The organism is Amycolatopsis eburnea, assembly GCF_003937945.1.
Classification (GTDB): Bacteria; Actinomycetota; Actinomycetes; order Mycobacteriales; family Pseudonocardiaceae; genus Amycolatopsis; species Amycolatopsis eburnea.
In genome coordinates this window covers 611720-629535 of sequence record NZ_RSEC01000061.1, presented here as the reverse complement: position 1 = coordinate 629535, position 17816 = coordinate 611720, and the positions used below count along the sequence as shown (strand labels likewise).

General features: G+C 72.8%; 14 protein-coding genes. 8 read left to right on the top strand and 6 right to left on the bottom strand.

Features of this window, described 5'->3' with window-relative positions; all coding sequences use genetic code 11:
• Nucleotides 1–97: 97 nt before the first annotated feature.
• Nucleotides 98–280 carry a hypothetical protein gene (locus tag EIY87_RS48775; protein ID WP_225440381.1) on the bottom strand — a complete coding sequence of 61 codons (183 nt, stop codon included), beginning with the start codon at nucleotides 278–280 and terminating at the stop codon, nucleotides 98–100.
• Nucleotides 281–376: 96 nt separating this feature from the next.
• Here EIY87_RS48775 and EIY87_RS42120 point away from each other — a divergent pair, with 96 nt between their 5' ends.
• Nucleotides 377–832, top strand: a complete 456-nt coding sequence (locus EIY87_RS42120) for an ATP-binding protein (RefSeq protein ID WP_125315546.1) — start codon at nucleotides 377–379, stop codon at nucleotides 830–832.
• 133 nt (nucleotides 833–965) lie between these two features.
• On the opposite strand, the gene EIY87_RS42115 is transcribed toward EIY87_RS42120, so the two are convergent.
• Entirely contained in the window at nucleotides 966–3791 is a 2826-nt protein-coding gene (locus tag EIY87_RS42115) for an ATP-binding protein (protein WP_125315545.1), read from the bottom strand.
• Between the two features lie 263 nt (nucleotides 3792–4054).
• On the opposite strand from EIY87_RS42115, the gene EIY87_RS42110 reads away from it, so the two are divergent.
• Complete coding sequence (locus tag EIY87_RS42110; RefSeq protein WP_125315544.1) at nucleotides 4055–5593, top strand: S8 family peptidase; 1539 nt, start codon at nucleotides 4055–4057, stop codon at nucleotides 5591–5593.
• A 40-nt stretch (nucleotides 5594–5633) separates the two neighbouring features.
• On the opposite strand, the gene EIY87_RS42105 is transcribed toward EIY87_RS42110, so the two are convergent.
• Together EIY87_RS42105 and EIY87_RS42100 are read right to left on the bottom strand one after the other, a co-directional pair.
• Nucleotides 5634–7070 carry a trypsin-like serine protease gene (locus EIY87_RS42105; protein WP_125315543.1) on the bottom strand — a complete coding sequence of 479 codons (1437 nt, stop codon included), beginning with the start codon at nucleotides 7068–7070 and terminating at the stop codon, nucleotides 5634–5636.
• An 89-nt stretch (nucleotides 7071–7159) separates the two neighbouring features.
• Complete coding sequence (locus EIY87_RS42100) at nucleotides 7160–7585, bottom strand: DUF6292 family protein (protein ID WP_125315542.1); 426 nt, start codon at nucleotides 7583–7585, stop codon at nucleotides 7160–7162.
• Between the two features lie 347 nt (nucleotides 7586–7932).
• On the opposite strand from EIY87_RS42100, the gene EIY87_RS42095 reads away from it, so the two are divergent.
• The 5 genes from EIY87_RS42095 to EIY87_RS42075 all read left to right on the top strand — a co-directional run bounded on the left by EIY87_RS42095 (nucleotide 7933) and on the right by EIY87_RS42075 (nucleotide 12581).
• On the top strand, nucleotides 7933–9324 hold the full coding sequence (locus tag EIY87_RS42095; RefSeq protein WP_125315541.1) for an FAD-binding oxidoreductase: 1392 nt from the start codon (nucleotides 7933–7935) through the stop codon (nucleotides 9322–9324).
• A complete protein-coding gene (locus EIY87_RS42090; protein ID WP_191984463.1) occupies nucleotides 9306–10601 on the top strand; it encodes a class I SAM-dependent methyltransferase in 1296 nt (431 codons plus the stop codon). Before EIY87_RS42095 ends, EIY87_RS42090 begins: the two co-directional genes overlap by 19 nt.
• A gap of 89 nt (nucleotides 10602–10690) precedes the next feature.
• A complete protein-coding gene (locus EIY87_RS42085; protein ID WP_086680104.1) occupies nucleotides 10691–10894 on the top strand; it encodes a cold-shock protein in 204 nt (67 codons plus the stop codon).
• Between the two features lie 215 nt (nucleotides 10895–11109).
• Nucleotides 11110–12042 carry an acyl-CoA desaturase gene (locus EIY87_RS42080; protein ID WP_125315539.1) on the top strand — a complete coding sequence of 311 codons (933 nt, stop codon included), beginning with the start codon at nucleotides 11110–11112 and terminating at the stop codon, nucleotides 12040–12042.
• Nucleotides 12039–12581, top strand: coding sequence for a polysaccharide deacetylase family protein (locus EIY87_RS42075; protein WP_125315538.1), 543 nt, complete (start codon nucleotides 12039–12041; stop codon nucleotides 12579–12581). The genes EIY87_RS42080 and EIY87_RS42075 overlap by 4 nt, the downstream gene beginning before the upstream one ends.
• Here the strand turns inward: EIY87_RS42075 and EIY87_RS42070 are convergent.
• Entirely contained in the window at nucleotides 12571–13587 is a 1017-nt protein-coding gene (locus EIY87_RS42070; RefSeq protein WP_225440380.1) for an endo-1,4-beta-xylanase, read from the bottom strand. The genes EIY87_RS42075 and EIY87_RS42070 overlap by 11 nt on opposite strands.
• Before the next feature lie 81 nt (nucleotides 13588–13668).
• Here EIY87_RS42070 and EIY87_RS42065 point away from each other — a divergent pair, with 81 nt between their 5' ends.
• Nucleotides 13669–14739, top strand: a complete 1071-nt coding sequence (locus tag EIY87_RS42065) for a LacI family DNA-binding transcriptional regulator (RefSeq protein ID WP_125315537.1) — start codon at nucleotides 13669–13671, stop codon at nucleotides 14737–14739.
• A gap of 88 nt (nucleotides 14740–14827) precedes the next feature.
• Here EIY87_RS42065 and EIY87_RS42060 read toward each other — a convergent pair whose 3' ends face one another.
• Nucleotides 14828–17806: a glycosyl hydrolase 115 family protein gene (locus EIY87_RS42060; RefSeq protein ID WP_125315536.1), complete on the bottom strand. Its 2979-nt coding sequence runs from the start codon at nucleotides 17804–17806 to the stop codon at nucleotides 14828–14830.
• Nucleotides 17807–17816 lie beyond the last annotated feature (10 nt).

The following is a 17816-nucleotide window of genomic DNA, read 5'->3' as shown; positions in this document are numbered from 1 at the left end:
CCCACGCCGACCCGGTGCAGCTGCGCGTCCGACAGGAAGAACAGCGACCCCGAGTCCGGCGCCCACCTCGGCCCACCGACATCTGCCGTGCCCGGGGTCAACCGCCGGGGTGGTTCGGTGCCGTCGGCGCGGCCAGCCACAGGGTGCTCGTCCGGCGGCCGCCCACCCACCCGACCGGGCACGTCACGAACGCCACCCACCGGCCGTCCGGGGAAAGGCGGGGCTCGGCCGGGACTTCGCGGTCGACCACGGTCTGCGCTGTCAGCTCGCGTTCGGTCACCGGCTCCAGTCTGCCCGGGTCCCGTTCCGGCACGCCACCGCCGACCCATCCGGCGGCCCGGCGGCCCCGAACCCCTGCCGAGAGGAGGGCGTGCGCATGGCCGAAACGGCGGGCTCGGAAGACCTCGAGCCACTGCCACCGGAGTGGGCACAGCTCGTGGAGTGGCTCAGCCTCCGAACCGCCGTCGCCGCGGAGCTGACGATCGACCTCACCACGAGACCCCCGCTGCGGCGGATCCGCTCGACCGTCGCCGACTGCGTCGGCTTCGGGCTGCCGCGGGGTGAACTGCTCGGGGCGTTGCTGCTGGTGGTCGACGAACTCGTCGGCAACGCCTACGCGCACACCGGGCGGCCGTCGCGCCTGTGGGTCACCCGCGAACGCCGTGGCCTGCTCGTGGAGGTGGCCGACGAGGACCCGGCGATCGAACGCGTGGCCGCAGGCAGCGGGCACGGCCTGCGGCTGGTCGGCCAGCTCTCCCACGGCTGGGGCGTCCGCGCCTGCCCACCCGGCAAGATCGTCTGGGCGCTGGTGCCCGTTGGCCCATTCCGCTGACCGCTCACCCCAGGGTTCCGGCAAAGTCGCTTCAGCGGCCGTGCTGGTGGCGAACTCGGGGCGGGTGCCGGTGTGGCGACGGATCGCCCGGAACGGCCAGTTCGGCGACCGACTTTGCCGGGGCGCTGACCCCTCACCCCGTCCGCACGCCCACGAGATCGCCCCGCGACCGCACCTTCAGCTTCCGCAGCACGTTGGCGACGTGCTGTTCGACCGTGCGCCGGGACAGGAACAGCACCTCCGCGATCTCGCGGTTCGTGTGGCCGTCGGTGAGCAGGCGGGCCACGTCGCGCTCGCGCGGGGACAGCTCGTCGCCGTAGCCGCGGCGGCCGCGGCGGGAGGGGGCCGTCGCGCCCGTCGAGCGGAACGTGTGGCGGCAGCGGGCCGCGTCGCGGGTCGCGCCCAGTGCCGCGAACGCGTCGGCCAGGTCGCCGAACTCGCCCGCCGCGGCGACGTCGCCCGCCTCGAACCGGCACCGGGCGCGGCGTTCGGCCGCCAGTGCCGCCGGGTACGGCGCCGAGAGGCGCTCGTAGCGGACGCGGGCCTCGTCGAACAGCCCGGCCGCGCCGGCCACGTCGCCGTCGTGGGCCGCGACGATGCCGCGGCCCTCCGTCAGCACCGTCCGGGCCATCGGCGCCGCCAGGTCGCGGGTTTCGCGGTCCAGCTCGGCGAGGACGTCACGGGCTTCGCTCACCCGGCCGGTCCGGCAGAACGCCACCACCGCCGCCGGGACCAGCTCACCCGACCACGCCCAGACGCCCTTGGTGCGGATCAGTTCCAGGCCACGCGCGGCTTCGGCGGCCGCCGCCTCGGCGGCTTCCTGGGCCAGCAGCATCCCGGCGATCCCGCCGTGGGCGGCCACGACCACCGGCGTGAACGCGTTCTCCGGCCGGTCGACGCCGGTCACCGCGAAGCACGCCGCGGCCCGGTCCCAGGCGCCGCGCGCGCTCGCGAGCAGACCCAGGACCAGTGACAGCTCGCTGCTCACCGGCAGCAGGTCGCGGTACTCGGCCAGCAGCGCCCGCGCGCGTTCGTCGAGCCCGGCCCAGGCGCCGCTGAGCCAGTCGATGTGCACGCCGGTGGTGCGGGCCGTGCTGACCACGTAGGGCGTCCCGGCGTCGGCGGCGAGCTGCATCCCGCGTTCCAGCAGGCCGCGCGCCCGGCGGTGGTGCCCGGTCCACGCGCCCGCGTCGGCGGCGTTGCAGTACAGCCGCGCCAGCTGGCGCTGTTCCTCGGCCGACTCGGCGCTGACCGGGGCCGCGTCGAGCGCCGCCCACGCGCGCGGGTCGCCGATGTGCAGGCGCGACGGGATGTTGTTGGCCATCAGCGTCAGCCGCAGCCGCGCGTCGGCCGCGGTGGCGATGAGGCCGTCGACCCGGTCGAGCCACGGCAGGTGCGCGCGCAACGGCGTCGCGCCGATCCACGGCTGCGCGAGCACCGCCATCGCCCGCCCGGCGAGGTCGGGCCGGTGCCCGAGTCCCGGCAGCGCCACCTCGATCTCGGTGCGCGCCGCCTCCAAGCCGCCGGCCTGCCGGGCCAGCAGCAGCCCGAGGCTCAGCCGGATCTCCGCCGACAGCCGCCCGGACAACCGGTCGCCGGACAACAGCCCTTCCAGCGTCGCCACGACCTCCGCCTGCGACACGCCGTTCGCGGCCACGGACGCGAGCTTCGCCGCCAGTCTGTCCACATCGGACGGTTCGAGTTCGGGCCCGGCGAGCAGCGCGCGCAGCAGGCCGATCGCGGTCGCCGGGTCGCCCGCGTCGATCGCGCGGTCGGCGGCGGCTTCGCCGTACCGCAACGCGTCGGCCGCGTTCCCCGCCTGCCGGCTGTGCTCGGCCAGCCGCAGCCACGGCTCCGGGCGCCGTCCGGCCAGCGCGCGGACGGCCCGCCGGTGCAGTTCCTGGCGCACCGGCCCGGGGATCGTGCCGTACGCCGCGCGCCGCGCGAAGTCGTGCCGGAAGCCGTAGCGGCACTCGGCGGCCCCGACCAGCACCGCCCGTTCCAGCGCCAGGACGAGCGCCTGGCGGCCCCGGGTCGCGCCCAGCCCCGCGACCGCCGTGAGCAGTTCGACCGGCGCGGGCTCGGCGAGCACCGCGGCGGCTTCGGCGATCCGCCGCGCGACCAGCGGCAACGACCCGAGCCGTTCGACGATCGCTTCACGCACCAGCGTCGGCGGCTCGATCGTGTCCAGCGCTCCCTCGGTGACCGGGACCGGCAGCGCGCGCACGACTTCCTCGACGACGAACGGGATCCCGGCCGTCCGGTCGTGCAGCCGGGCCGCGAACGCGTCGGACACGCCGGGCTCGCCGAGCAGGGCCGAGGCCAGCTGCCGCACGCCGTCCGGCTCGAGCGGGCCGAGCCGGACCAGCGTGGTCGAACTGCCCGGTGCGGGCCGGTGCGCGCGGCCCAGCGGGAGCCCGCCCGGCACGTCCTCGGGCCGGTGGCTCACCAGCAGGACCGTTCCGGCGGGCAGGTCGCCCATGAGGAACCGCAACAGCCGCCGCGAACCGTCGTCGGCCCACTGCAGGTCTTCGAGCACCAGCACCAGCGGGCCCAGCAGGTCCAGCAGCTCGCGGACGGCGCGGAAGAACCGGTGCGCCTCGGCGCGGCGGTCCCCCAGCGGTTCCGGCGCGGGCGGCAGCAGCTGCGCCAGTTCCGGGAGGTGCCGGGCCAGGACGCCGGTGAGCGGTCCCGGCGAGGGGGCCGACGGCAGGTACTTCCCGGCGTCCCGCAGCGCTTCGACGACCACACCGCAGGGGAACGGCTCGCGCTGCGGCCGGCAGCGGGCGGCCAGCACGCGGGCGCCGGCGAGTTCGGGCCGGGCCAGGAGTTCGGCGGCCAGCCGGGTCTTGCCGGTGCCCGCCTCCCCTTCGAGGACGAGGACCGCGGGCGGGCGCAGCGCGGCGGAGACCAGCGCGGCGAGTTCGGCCGTCCGCCCGATCAGGACCGCGTTCGTCATGCCCCGCCCCTCCCCGGAAAAGCGGCATCGCGTACCGAACCACCCTGTCCGGTGACCGGAGCTTAGGACCGCCGTTCGGCCGCGCGGAACCCGCGCGGGCGGGCACGGAACTTTCGTAGGGGGACGGCGAAAGGCATTAGTTACGTAGGCCTACGGGGCGCTGCCTCGCTTGTTAGCGCAGGTGAGCCCACCCGACAGTGAGACGGCGGTGGCTCTCGGTCACCGCGCCGCGATTCACCTGTTCGAGTGAGTGGAGTCGAAGCATGCGCACAGTTCACCGAAGGGCGGGCGCCGTCGCCGCGGCGGTCGTGGCCGCGCTGGCCACCGCCGGCGTGGCCGCCGCCGCGCAGCCGGAGGGCACCGTGGTCCCGGCCCGGCAGCACTACGGCGACCAGTACATCGTGGTCTTGAAGGACGCGCAGGGCCTCAGCGCGCCGGCGTCGCTCGCCACGCGGTACGGCGGCGAGGTCCGGTCCACCTACACCCGGGTCCTGCACGGCTTCTCCGCCCGGCACCTCACCGCGCAGCAGGCACGGCGGCTGGCGGCCGACCCGGCGGTGGCGGCGGTCTACGAGGACGGCACCGCGCGGATCGCGGGCACCCAGACCAACCCGACCTGGGGCCTGGACCGGATCGACCAGGCGAACCTGCCCCGCGACAACTCCTACACCTACCCGAACACCGGCGAGGGCGTCACCGCCTACGACCTCGACACCGGGATCAAGCCCGACAACCCCGAGTACGAAGGCCGCGCGTCGATCGGCAAGGACTTCGTCGGAGGGAACGGCAGCGACTGCAACGGCCACGGCACGCACACCGCGGGCACGATCGGCAGCAAGACCTACGGCGTCGCGAAGAAGGTCAAGCTCGTCGGGCTCAAGGTGCTCGGCAACGACTGCTCCGGCAACGGCCCGGACTCCGCCGCGGTCGACGCGATCGAGTGGGTCACGGCCAACGCCGTCAAGCCGGCGGTCGCGAACATGAGCCTCACCATGGACCAGGTCGGGGTCGGCGACGACGCCATCAAGCGGTCGATCGCGGCCGGGATCGTCTACTCGGTGGCCGCGGGCAACAGCTCCACCGACGCCTGCGGCACCAGCCCGGCGCACGTCCCCGAGGCGATCACGGTCAACGCCTCCGACGAGAACGACAACCGCGCATCCTTCTCCAACTACGGCAGCTGCACCGACCTCTTCGCGCCGGGCAACAACATCACGTCGCTCGGGCTGTCGAACGGCAGCAGCGCGAACATGAGCGGCACGTCGATGGCGACCCCGCACGTCACCGGCGCGGCCGCGCTCTACCTGGCGGCCAACCCGGGCGCCACGGCGCAGCAGACGCGGGACGCGCTCGTCGGCGGCGCGACCTCCGGTGTCGTCAAGAACGCCGGGAGCGGTTCGCCGAACAAGCTGCTGAACGTCTCGTTCATCGGCGGCGGCACCCCGCCGTCGCAGTGCGGGGCCAAGTCGAACACGACGCCGGTGGCGATCCCGGACGCCGGCGCCGCGGTCACCAGCTCGGTCACCCAGGACGGCTGCGACGGCAAGGCCTCCGCGGCGCTGCCGGTGAAGGTGGACATCAGCCACACCTACACCGGCGACCTCGCCGTCGACCTGATCGGGCCGAGCGGCGCGGTCTTCCCGCTGCAGCAGGCGGGCGGGACCGGCTCGGCGGCGGGCATCCACACCACGTTCACGGTCAACGCGGCCGCGGAGCCGGCGAACGGCACCTGGCAGCTGCGGGTGCAGGACGTCTACCGCTTCGACACCGGAACGCTGGAGGGCTTCTCGATCACCTTCTGACCCCGGGGCGGGGAGGCGGCCGCCTCCCCGCCCGCGGTCCTCATTGGACGGTCAGGGTGTACTTCGCCGTCGCCGTCTTGCCGGTCGAGTCCTTCGCGGTGACGGTGACCGGGTAGGTCCCGCGCTGGAACGGCCCGACCACCTGCATCTGCGACGTCCCGGCGCCGTTCAGCGTCGAGGGGTTGAAGAACGGCGCGAACGACAGCCCGGTGGCCGACAGCGTCACGGTGCCGGTACCGCCGGCCACGGTGACCGTCGCGGTGGTGAAGAAGCCGGGCTGCACGGTCCCGCTGCCCGGGTTGACGCTCACCTTGAAGTCGCCGGTCGGCGGCTGGCCGCTGCCGACGGTGAGCGTCAGCTTCGCGGTCGCCGTGCCGCTCGGGCCGGTCCCGGTGATGGTGACCGGGTAGTCGCCCTGCGGGGTGCTCGCGGACGTCTCGATCGTCAGCTTCGCGGTGTCCCCCGAGGTGATCTTCGCGGGCTGGAACGTCGCCTTCGCGCCTTCCGGCAGGCCCGACGCGGTCAGGTCGACCTGCTCCGGGCCGTTCTTCCCGGCGGTGCTCGTCACCGAGGCGGAGACGTACTTGCCGGGCTCGGCCCGCACCGTGCCCGGCGTGACCCCGAGCCCGAACGTCTCCGGCGGCGTGACGTCGCCGATCTGCTGCTTCACCCAGTCGCCCATGTCGTTGTTGAGGCGGCCGTAGACGCTGTACCACTTGAAGTCGCTGCGGCTCCACGACGCGACGCCGGCGACCTTGCCGTCGACGAGCAGCGGGCCGCCGCTGTCGCCGGGCAGGATCGTGACGTGGCCGTCGGCGTAGCCGCTGCAGATCATGGTGGCTTCCTGGAACCCGGCGCCCACCCCGCTGCAGTTGCTCCCGGCGACGATCGGCAGGCTGAACTTCGTCAGCGTGACGTCCCGGGTGTTGTCGTTGAAGTCCTTCTTGCCGTAGCCGAGCCCGAGCCCGGTCTTGCCCGGCTTGTTCAGGTCGGTGTCGGCCGAGGTCGCGACCTTCGCGTACTGCCCGCCCGGCACCGGGATGTCCCGGTCGGTGGTCACGACCGCGACGTCGTAGCCCTGGTCGAAGTTGACGTACTTGGGGTGGGTGTCGTAGCTGACGACACCGATGGACGTGCCGCCGCCGGTGCTGAGGTCGTCGAGCCCGTACAGGAACGACTTCTGGCCCTCGGCCGCCTTGCAGTGGGCGGCGATGAGGATCTTGCGCGGGGCCACGACCGAGCCGGTGCAGGTCTGGCCGAGCGGCCGCGACCCGCCCTCCCGCAACCCCGCGATGATGAACGGGTAGTCCTTGACCGACGCGGGCGTCCCGCCGACCGAAGACGGCGAAACCCCGGCCGGCAGCGGTGTCCCGCCGAGCGGGGTGACCGCCACCGGATCGGCACCGGCGGGCACGGCGAACAGCGGGAGGGCGAGGACGGCGGCGAACGCGCCCAGCAAGCGTTGTCTCGAGTTCACGGCAGCTCCTTTTCGAGGTTGCTGCCGGTCACTTTCCGGTGACGCCGGGTACGAGAACAACCGGGGAGCCGCCCCGTACGGCTACGGAACTATTGCCGCGCGAGCAGGGCGTTCAGCAGCTGCTCGTGGTCACCCGCGGCGCGCAGCTCCGGCGCTTCGAGCGAGCCCGCACCGGGGTCGTCCGCGCGCACGGCGGCCAGGAACCGCACCACGGCACGGGGTTCGGGGACGACCTCGCCGCCGAGGTGGGCCAGCGCCGTGGCCGGGTTCCCGGCCGCGCCCTCGATCGCCGCGGCCCAGCCGTGCCGCTCGTCCCAGACGAGCGCGAGATCGTGGTCGGGGAAGCGGCCGAGCCGCCAGTCGAGCGCGATGTAGGCCGCGGCGGGCGTGCCCGCGTCGAACGCGCAGGACTCCAGCCCCACGCCGACGGCCTTGGCGACCGCCTCGACGTACCCGCGCAACCGCCGCTCGAACGAGAACTCCGTGTCGCGCCCGAAGTCGATCAGAATGCTCAACGCCGCCTCGCTTTCCCCTGGTGCGCCGCGGGATCCCCGCGGTCCGGACGGCGAGTACCCCGCCGGGGGCAGGATCAATCCCGGCCCGGCCGCCCGGAGAACACCACCGCGATCAGCCGCCTCCCGTGGGCCGCGCCACCGCCCGGGCACCGTCCGGCAAAGTCGCGCCGAGAGTGAGCCTGCGGCGTGGCACACTTTCGATCACACACAGTCACAAACGACGGACCTGCTCCCGGCTCCGCGACACGAAGCCGAGCCGGCCGCGCGCCGCACCCGGATTCCCGGTATGGCACTGAAATAGGCCGCGGCGCGGTGCGGCCGCCCTGGACGTGAGGCAGGATCGAGTCGTGACCATCGATCAGGCCGGGGTGCCCGAAGCCCGTCCGGGCCCGGCGTTCCCCGAGCACGAAGCCCGCGTCGACGCCCTGCGGCGGCAGCTCACCGGGATCAGCGGCGAAGCCACCGTGCGGCTGGCCAAGCGCACCTCGAACCTCTTCCGCTCCCGGGCGGCCACCCGGCACCCCGGACTGGACGTCTCCGGGTTCAGCCACGTGCTGCGCGTCGACCCCCGAACCCGGACCGCCGACGTCGAAGGGATGGTCACCTACGAGCAGCTCGTCGACGCCACCCTGCCGCACGGGCTGATGCCGCTGGTCGTCCCGCAGCTCAAGACCATCACCCTCGGCGGCGCGGTCACCGGGCTCGGCATCGAGTCCTCGTCGTTCCGCAACGGCATGCCGCACGAGTCGGTGCTCGAGCTCGAGATCCTCACCGGCGACGGCCGGATCGTCGTCGCCACGCCGGACAACGAGCACCGCGACCTCTTCCACGGCTTCCCCAACTCCTACGGCACCCTCGGCTACGCGCTGCGGCTGCGGATCCTGCTGGAGCCGGTCAAGCCGTACGTCGCGCTCCGGCACGTCCGCTACCACGACCGGGAGACCTTCTTCCACGCGCTGGGCGAGGTCTGCGAAAGCGGCGAGCAGGACTTCGTCGACGGCACGGTGTTCGGCCCGGACGAGCTTTACCTGACGCTGGGCACGTTCACCGACACCGCGCCGTCGACCAGCGACTACACCTGGCTGAACATCTACTACCGGTCCATCCAGCGGCGCGGGACCGACCACCTCACCGTCCGCGACTACCTCTGGCGCTGGGACACCGACTGGTTCTGGTGCTCGCGGGCGTTCGGCGTCCAGCACCGGCTGCCCCGGCTGCTGCTCGGCCGCCGCCTGCTCCGGTCGTCGGTCTACTGGAAGCTCGTCGCCCTCGACCGCCGGTTCAAGGTCGCCGAGCGGCTGCTCAAGCTCCGGCGGCTGCCGCCGGAGGAGACCATCGTGCAGGACATCGAGGTGCCGCTGGCCCGCGCGGCGGAGTTCCTCGAGTTCTTCGAACGGGAGATCCCGATCAGCCCGGTCTGGATCTGCCCGCTGAAGCAGCGCCCCGGCGGCGTGCGCTGGCCGCTGTACGAACTCGACCCCGCCGAGCTCTACGTCAACTTCGGGTTCTGGTCGTCGGTGCCGCTCGAACCGGGCGAACGCGACGGCGTGCACAACCGGATGATCGAAGCCGAGGTCACCCGGCTCGGCGGGCACAAGTCGCTCTATTCGGACAGCTTCTACGCCGAAGACGAGTTCTGGCGGCTCTACAACGGCGAGACCTACGCCGGGCTCAAGCGGACCTACGATCCGGGCGGGCGGCTGCTCGGCCTCTACGAAAAATGCGTCCGCCGCCGGTGAAAGGAACGAAAGTGACCCAGGCAAGCACCACGGTCGGCGAGGTCTTCGAGCGCCTCCTCGGCCCCCGCGCCACCGTGTCGATCACCGCGTACGACGGCAGCCGCAGCGGCCCGGCCGACGCCCCGGTGGCCATCCAGGTGCGCTCCCCGCTGGCGCTGGACTACCTGATGTCCTCCCCCGGCGACCTCGGGCTCGCCCGCGCGTACGTCGCCGGGGCGCTCGACGTCACCGGCGACCTCTACACGGCCCTGCACGCGCTGTCGGCCCAGGTCGACCAGCTCACCCCGGCCGACCGGCTGTGGCTGCTGCGCAAGCTCGGGCCACGCCACCTGCGGGTCGTCAAGCCGCCGGCCGAGGAGCACCCGAGCCGGTTCCGGCGCGGGCTCACCGCGCTGCGGCACTCGAAGGAGCGCGACAGCGAGGCCATCGCCAGCCACTACGACGTCTCCAACCGGTTCTACGAGCTGGTCCTCGGCCCGTCGATGGCCTACACGTGCGCGGTGTTCCCGACCGCGGACGCCACGCTGGAGGAGGCCCAGGCCAACAAGTTCGACCTGGTCTGCCGCAAGCTCGGCCTGAAGCCCGGGATGCGGCTGCTCGACGTCGGCTGCGGCTGGGGCGGCATGGTCGCGCACGCCGTCCGGCACTACGGCGTCGAAGCACTCGGCGTCACACTTTCGCGTGAACAAGCGCAGTGGGCGCAGAAGAACATCGTCGCCCTCGGCCTCGCCGACCGCGCCGAAATCCGCCACCTCGACTACCGGGACGTCACCGAAACGGGGTTCGACGCGATCTCCTCGATCGGCCTGACCGAGCACATCGGGGCGCGCAACGTGCCCGGCTACTTCCGCTTCCTGGCCGGCAAGCTGAAGCCGCACGGGCGCCTGCTCAACCACTGCATCACCAACCCGGACACCAGCGTCGCGCACCGCTCGCGCGGGTTCATCGACCGCTACGTCTTCCCGGACGGCGAGCTGGAGGCGCCGGGCGAGATCGTCACCGCGATGCACGACAGCGGCCTGGAGGTGCGGCACTCGGAGAACCTGCGGGAGCACTACGCGCTGACGCTGGCCGGGTGGTGCGCCAACCTCGACGAGCACTGGGACGAGGCGGTCGCCGAGGCCGGGGCCGGGCGCAGCCGCGTCTGGGCGCTCTACCTCGCCGCCTGCCGGCTGGCGTTCGAGCGGCGCGAGATCGAGCTGCACCAGGTCCTCGGGGTGCGCACCGACAGCGAGGGCGGCATGGGCCTGCCCCTGCGCCCCGACTGGGGGGTTTGACCCGGGTACGGGGAGTAGTGCGAGAATGACCCGAGACCGGGACGTCCGAACGGGACGCTCCGGCTCACCAACAAAGAGTGGGTATTGGTATGGCTCAGGGCAGTGTCAAGTGGTTCAACGGTGAAAAGGGCTTCGGCTTCATCGCCCAGGATGGCGGGGGCCCGGACGTGTTCGTCCACTACTCCGAGATCCAGGGCACCGGCTTCAAGTCGCTCGACGAGGGCCAGCGCGTCGAGTTCGAAATCGGCCAGGGCCAGAAGGGCCCGCAGGCCCAGCGCGTCAGCGTCATCTGAGCCACGAGGCACCCGAAGGCCCCTGCCCCCACCGGGCGGGGGCCTTCCTCGTGCGCGGCCACACGGCGGGTTCACAACGATCAGGTAACGTGGGGTGTAGCGAGCACGCCGCCGGCAGGAGCGGCGACGTCTCCCCTCGCCGCCCGCCGGGTGTTCCCGCTCCCCGGCCTCCCGCGCGTACCTCGCCGCGGTGCCGACCTGGAAACGAGTAGTGCATGACCGCCTCCGTGAAGGCTCCCCGTCCCGCCCCGAAACCCGTGCTCTCCGGCAAGCAGACCGTCGCCGAGCTGATCACCATCCGCACGTTCCTGCTGGTCCCGTTCGTCGCGCTGGCCGCGGCCGTCCCGGTGTTCTGGGGCTGGGGCGTCAGCTGGCTGGACCTCACCATCGGCGGCGCGTTCTTCGTGGTGTCGACCCTCGGGGTGACCGTCGGCTACCACCGCTACTTCACCCACGGCGCCTTCCGCGCGAAGCGGGCGCTGCGGGTCGCGCTGGCCATCGCGGGCGGCCTCGCCGCCCAGGGCCCGGTGATCGGCTGGGTCGCCGACCACCGCCGCCACCACGCCTTCTCCGACCGCGAGGGCGACCCGCACTCGCCGTGGCTGTTCGGCACCTCCGCGGTGGCGCTCGCCCGCGGGTTCTGGCACGCCCACATGGGCTGGCTGTTCGGCCGCGACAAGACCAACGTCGACCGGTTCGCCCCGGACCTCGCGGCCGACCGCGACCTGCGCGTCGTCGACCGGCTGTTCCCGCTGTGGGTGCTGCTGAGCCTGCTGCTCCCGCCGCTGCTCGGCGGCCTGCTCACGCTGTCGTGGTGGGGCGCGCTGACCGCGTTCCTCTGGGCCGGGCTGGCCCGGATCTCGTTCCAGCACCACGTCACGTGGTCGGTGAACTCGATCTGCCACATGATCGGCGAGCGCCCGTTCGCCAGCCGCGACCGCTCGGCGAACTTCTGGCCGCTGGCGATCCTGTCGATGGGCGAGTCCTGGCACAACACCCACCACGCGGACCCGACGTCGGCCCGCCACGGCGCGCTGCGCGGCCAGATCGACGTCTCGGCCCGGGTCATCTGGCTGTTCGAGAAGCTCGGCTGGGCGTGGAACGTCCGCTGGCCGACGCCCAAGCGGCTGGCCGCGCTCGCCCGATGAGCACGGTCGCCCTCACCTTCGACGACGGCCCGTACCCGTCGACCACGCCGGCCCTGCTGGCCGCGCTCGGCGACGTGCGGGCGACGTTCTTCCTGTGGGGCGAGCACGCCGAGGCGCACCCGGACCTGGTGCGGGCGATCGCCGGCGCCGGGCACGTGCTGGGCAACCACACGTGGACGCACCCGCGGCTGACCACTGTGGACCCCGCCGCCCGCGACGCGGAGATCCGCCGGACCCAGGAACTCCTGACCTCGCTCACCGGCGTCCGCCCGGTGCTGTTCCGGCCGCCCTACGGCGACACCGACCGGGCCGTGGCGTCGGCCGCCGCCGGCCACGGCCTCACCGAGGTGCTGTGGAGCGTCGACACCCGCGACTGGGCGGGCGCGCCGGCGGACGAGATCGTGACGGCGGCGTCGGCGGTGGAGCCGGGCGGCGTCGTGCTGATGCACGAAGGCCGCCCGGCCACCGTCGAGGCGGTTCCCCGCGTCCTGGCGGCGCTCGCCGCCCGCGGGCTGCGGACCGGTCCGGTCAGGGGTTGATGCGGGTGTAGGCCGGTTTCGGGTTCAGGTTCTCGTCGAAGAGGCAGGCCGCGCCCTCACCGGGGAAGACGTCCGGCACCCAGGAGTGCCGGTCCGTGAAGCCCCACGTCGTGAACTCGACGCAGCGGCGGACCGCCTGGCAGCCGTCCCAGAGCTGCCCGAAGTAGCTCGCCTGGGTCTCGAGGCCCGCGGCGGTGGCCGGGGTCGGGACGCGGACGTCCGCCTCCGTGATCGCGACGTCCACGCCGAGCTTCGCCAGCCGGGCCAGATTTTCCCGGTACTCGCCCGGGAAGCCGTACTGGATCGACAGGTGCCCCTGGATCCCGACGCCGCCGATCGGCACGCCCTGCCGCCGCAGGGTCTTCACCAGCTCGTACACGGCGTCGCTCTTCGGGTTGCGGCCTTCGATGTTGTAGTCGTTGATGTACAGCGTCGCCTTCGGGTCGGCCGCGTGCGCCCAGCGGAAGACGTCGGCGACGAAGCCGTCGCCGAGCTTCTGCCGGAACACCGTGTCGCGCCGCGTGCCGTCCTCGTTGAAGATCTCGTTGACGACGTCCCAGGCGCGGACCTTTCCCTTGTACCGCTTGACTTCCGTCGTGATGTGGTCGCGCAGGACCCGGCGCAGCTCGTCGGCGGGCAGCGCGGCGACCCAGTCGGGGAGCTGGGAGTGCCAGACGAGCGTGTGCCCGCGGACGGTCTTGTGGTGCTCCTGGGCGTAGCGCACGATCGCGTCCGCGCCCGACCAGTCGTACTGCCCGCGGACGGCTTCGACGGTGCCCCACTTCATCTCGTTCTCGGGGGTGACGTTGTCGAATTCGCGGGTCAGCACGGCCCGGTAATCGGGTTCCGACGCCAGGTACGACGCGGCGACCGCGCTGCCGACGTAGCGGTTCGTGGTGTATTGCAGCGGAACCGACGCGGACGCCGCCGGCGCCTGCCACACCGCGATACCGGCGACGGCGGCGAGCACCGCGGCAGCGCGTTTCTTCGGAATTCTTCTCAGCATCTTGCACCCTTCCATCGACAATGGCGAACCGAAAGTTTCGAGGCGTTTCAAATCAGGTTTCGATGACCTAGAATCTCCTCCATGACAACGAAGTCCGAGGAACTCGAGCCGACCGCGTCCCGGGTCACGATCGCCCGGATCGCCGCCGAGACCGGCGTTTCGGTACCGACCGTTTCGAAAGTGCTGAACGGTCGCCCGGACGTCTCCGAAAGCACCCGGGCCCGGGTGGAAGCCGTTATCGGGAAATACGGTTACCGCCGCCGGGCCGACGAGCGGTCCCGCCGTTCACGATTGCTGGAACTGATGTTCCACGAACTCGAAAGCACGTGGGCACTGGAAATCATCCGCGGGGTCGAGTGCGTCGCCCGCGAAAACGGAATGGCGGTCGTGCTCGCGGAATCGTCGGGACGGCACACCCCCGGCCAGAGCTGGCTGGAGAGCGTCCTCGCCCGCCGCCCGGTCGGCATCGTCTCGGTCTGCTCGGACTTCACCGGCGGGCAGCTGGCCAAGCTGCGCGCCCGCGACATCCCGCTGGTCGTGGTCGACCCGGCCGGTGCCCCCGGCCCGGAGACGCCCTCGATCGGGGCCACGAACTGGCAGGGCGGCCTGACCGCGACCCGGCACCTGGTGGAGCTGGGCCACCGCCGGATCGCGATGATCGGCGGGCCGGAAGGCGTGCTGTGCAGCCGGGCGCGCATCGACGGCTACCGCACGGCGCTGGAGACGGCGGGCCTGGCGTTCGACCCGGCCCTGGTCCGCCGCGGCGACTTCCACGTCCGCTCGGGTTACCGCGAGCTGGCATCACTGCTCACCCTCCCGGATCCGCCGACCGCGGTCTTCGCCGGCAGCGACCTGCAGGCGCTGGGCGTGTACGAAGCCGCCCGCGGCGCGGGGCTGCGCATCCCGGACGACCTGAGCGTGGTGGGGTTCGACGACCTGCCGATCGCCCGCTGGCTGACCCCGGAGCTGACGACGATCCGCCAGCCCCTGCAGGAGATGGCCGCGACGGGCGCGCGGCTGGCGATCTCGCTGGCCCGCGGGGTGCACCCGGAGAGCCACCGGGTGGAGCTGGCGACCAGCCTGGTGGTGCGCCAGAGCACGGCGGCCCCGGCCCACCGCCGCACCGAGGTCCTCTCCGTCGTCCGCCGGTAGCCGCCCGCGAGGGCCGGCCGCGCCACTTTCACGTGAAAGCTCCGCGTAGCTTTCACGTGAAAGCTCCGCGACGGGGGCCGCGGGGGGCTCATCCCGGCCACCGCATGCTCTCCGGCGGTCCGAGGTAGCTCGGCCGCAGGCCGCCGGTGTCCACCACCAGCTTGCGCAGCACCACGGCCGGGTCCACCATCCAGAACTTCAGCACGTGCGGGCCGGGCGTCCCCACCACGTGCGTCGTCGACGTCAGGTTCACGTTGTCCGACGTCGTCCGCTCCCACTGGCGGTTCATCGAGGTGTCATCGGCGCCGGTCGCCTTCGTGGTGTTGACGACCTGCGGCTCCGCGTCGTCGAACGAGACCGCGTACCGCAGCCCGTCGCCGGCCAGCACGTTGTTGCGCGGCGCAAGGTGGGCCCACACCGTGACCGGCCCGGCGGTGAACAACGTCATCCGGTACTCCAGCCGGGCACCCGCGCCGGGCGCCGCGCTCGCGGCGGTCACCGGGAACGGCGTCATCCCCAGGTCCGGGACGCGCCGCCAGGAAACCGGACCGGCGCCGACGTTCGCGCTGCAGTGCGGCGCTTCGACCGACACGTAGCCGCCCGCCTCCACGAACCCGCGGCGCCACGGCAGCGGCAGCTCGCGGTTCCGCACCACCGCGTCCACCACGACCGACGCACCGGCGCCCGACACCGTGATCGGCACCGTCGTCGTCCCCCGGGGCGCCCGGGCCCAGTCGATGCGCACGGTCATCCGCAGCTCCTCCTCCACTCGCCCGCCGCGCGGCTCGACGCGGACCCACGGCGCGCCCGGCGTGACCGTGCAGCGGAACGGCGTCCGGCCGCGGTTGAACACGTCGAGGTACTGCGCCGGCGCGCTTTGCCACGGGCTGAACTCCGGCAGCACCGGCCGTCCCGGCGCGCCCGGCCACGCGTCGAGGGACCCGTCGACCGCCACGCCCAGCGAGGCCGCTTCGGGGACGTCGATGCGGCGCACCGCCGGGAAGATCACGTCCGGCAGGGCCACGTTGTTCAGCTCCGGCTGCTGCCACGGCGCGTTCGGCCCGTACCGTTCGACGTCGCCGTAGTCGATGTGCGGCTGGGTCTGGAACCCCCGCCACTTCCCGCCCGCGATGCCGGTGTTGTACTTCTCCGCGAGCGCCAGGTCGTCGGCGAACCGGGCCTCGGTGACGGCGGCGAGCCCGTTCGCCGAAGCCCGCCCCTGGGTCACGTACAGCAGGTTCGTGAACTCCGCGCGCCGCAACGCGTACAGGTTCGCCGTCGCCTGGACCTCGTAGCCCACCAGTTCGTAGAAGGCGTCCCGGTAGCCCGCGGGTACCCGGGCGGCGATCCGGCCGGCCCGCGCTCCCAGGTCCTGCCACTCCGCGGTGACCCGGTCCAGCTCGCCGTAGTTCTCCAGGCTGAACGGCGTCGCCTGGTCGTCGTAGGTGATGGTGCCGTCCGCGGCGAGGGTGATCCGCCGGTTCAGCAGCTCCGGTTTGCGCCGGGACTGCAGCCGCCCGTAGTCGTGCAGCACCCCGGCGATGTCGGCCGCCAGTGCCCCGCCGAAGTTCTCCGCGGCGAACTCCCGCTCCCAGGTGGCCAGCCGGTCGGCCGGCCACGCCGCGGGGTTCCAGGCGTAGTCGAGGAAGAACTGCAGCGGCAGCTCGTTGCCCTTCATGTCCCCGACGTTCGCCACCCACAGCCGGTCGTTCCCGTAGGACGCGGCCTGGTTCAGCTGCTCCCACGTGTTCGCGATCAGCGCGGTGTCGACCCACTTGTAGTTGCGGCCGCCCCCGACGTAGTCGAAGTGGTAGTACAGCCCGTACCCGCCAGGGTGCGGGGGCAGCGAGAGGTCCGGCTGCTTGCGGATGTTGCCCCAGTTGTCGTCGGTGAACACCACGATGACGTCGTCCGGCGGCCGCAGGCCCTTCGCCCAGTACCGCTGGACCTCCTTGTAGAGCGTCCACACCTGCGGGACGTCGGTGCTCAGTTCGCGCGCGAGGATGTCCCGCTCGGCCGCGATGATCTCCTGCATCAGCTCGATGCCGTCGCCGTCGGGCAGGCCGACGTCGCCGTTGCCGCGCATGCCGAGGGTGACGACGCCTTCGAAGCCCTCGCGCGCCATCCGGCGGATGCCGTCGGTCCAGTACGCCTTGATGGCCTCGCCGTTGCGGCGGAAGCTCCACTCCCCGGTGCCGCCGTACGGGTCGTGCCCGGGCGTCGCGTGCCGGTTCCACTCCTCGATGCCGCGCATCATCGGCGCCTCGTGCGAGGTGCCCATGACGACGCCGTACTCCTTGGCCGTCGCGTGGTTGAGCGGGTCGTCCTCGGCGAAGGCCCGCCCCCACACCGCGGGCCACAGGTAGTTGGCCCGCAGCCGCAGCATCGTCTCGAACACCTTGGCGTAGAAGTGGCGGTTGAAGCCGTTGGGGTAGCCCGGCGCGAGCCCCGGCCCGAAGTACGCCGGCGCCCAGGTGCCGAGCGCCGGGTTTTCGTCGTTGATGAAGAACCCGCGGTACTTCACGTGCGGGGTGCCCAGGCTGAAGCGCTCCCCCGGGAAGTGCAGCTCGGACTGCCTCCGCGGCGGCACGTCGGCCCACCAGTACCACGGCGACACGCCGATCCGCCGGGAAACCTCGTAGACGCCGTAGATGACGCCCCGCTGGTCGCTGCCGGTGAGCACGAGCCGCCCGTCGACGACCTGGCTGAGCGAGGTCTCCCACTTGCCTTCGACGTCCCGGACGTCCAGGCGCCCGGCCCGGACCAGGTCGTCGACCAGCGGGCTGTGGCCGAGCGTGCCGACCAGCACGACCGGCCCGCCGGCGGGCACCGCGTCGGTGACGGCGGGCCGGACGCCGGTGACGCGCTCGACGTCCGCGGCCAGGTCCCCGGCGACCCGCCGGACCCCCGGCAGGTCGCCGGGGGCGACCACGATCGTCGCGGCCTTCCCCCGCGACACCAGCGGGAACCCGGTCCCCGCTTCGGCGAGTCCCGGCAGCGCGGCCGAGCCGGCCCCGGCCAGTGCGAGCAGCTGCAGAAAGGTACGACGGTGGACCTCGGACGGCACGGGGACCTCC

What these genes read in the sequence shown, in the direction of transcription:
- EIY87_RS42115 (WP_125315545.1), bottom strand. Translation starts at nt 3,791, where the DNA reads ATGACGAACGCGGTCCTGATCGGGCGGACGGCCGAACTCGCCGCGCTG.
- EIY87_RS42110 (WP_125315544.1), top strand. Translation starts at nt 4,055, where the DNA reads ATGCGCACAGTTCACCGAAGGGCGGGCGCCGTCGCCGCGGCGGTCGTG.
- EIY87_RS42070 (WP_225440380.1), bottom strand. Translation starts at nt 13,587, where the DNA reads ATGCTGAGAAGAATTCCGAAGAAACGCGCTGCCGCGGTGCTCGCCGCC.
- EIY87_RS42120 (WP_125315546.1), top strand. Translation starts at nt 377, where the DNA reads ATGGCCGAAACGGCGGGCTCGGAAGACCTCGAGCCACTGCCACCGGAG.
- EIY87_RS42085 (WP_086680104.1), top strand. Translation starts at nt 10,691, where the DNA reads ATGGCTCAGGGCAGTGTCAAGTGGTTCAACGGTGAAAAGGGCTTCGGC.
- EIY87_RS42075 (WP_125315538.1), top strand. Translation starts at nt 12,039, where the DNA reads ATGAGCACGGTCGCCCTCACCTTCGACGACGGCCCGTACCCGTCGACC.
- EIY87_RS42080 (WP_125315539.1), top strand. Translation starts at nt 11,110, where the DNA reads ATGACCGCCTCCGTGAAGGCTCCCCGTCCCGCCCCGAAACCCGTGCTC.
- EIY87_RS42065 (WP_125315537.1), top strand. Translation starts at nt 13,669, where the DNA reads ATGACAACGAAGTCCGAGGAACTCGAGCCGACCGCGTCCCGGGTCACG.
- EIY87_RS42090 (WP_191984463.1), top strand. Translation starts at nt 9,306, where the DNA reads ATGCGTCCGCCGCCGGTGAAAGGAACGAAAGTGACCCAGGCAAGCACC.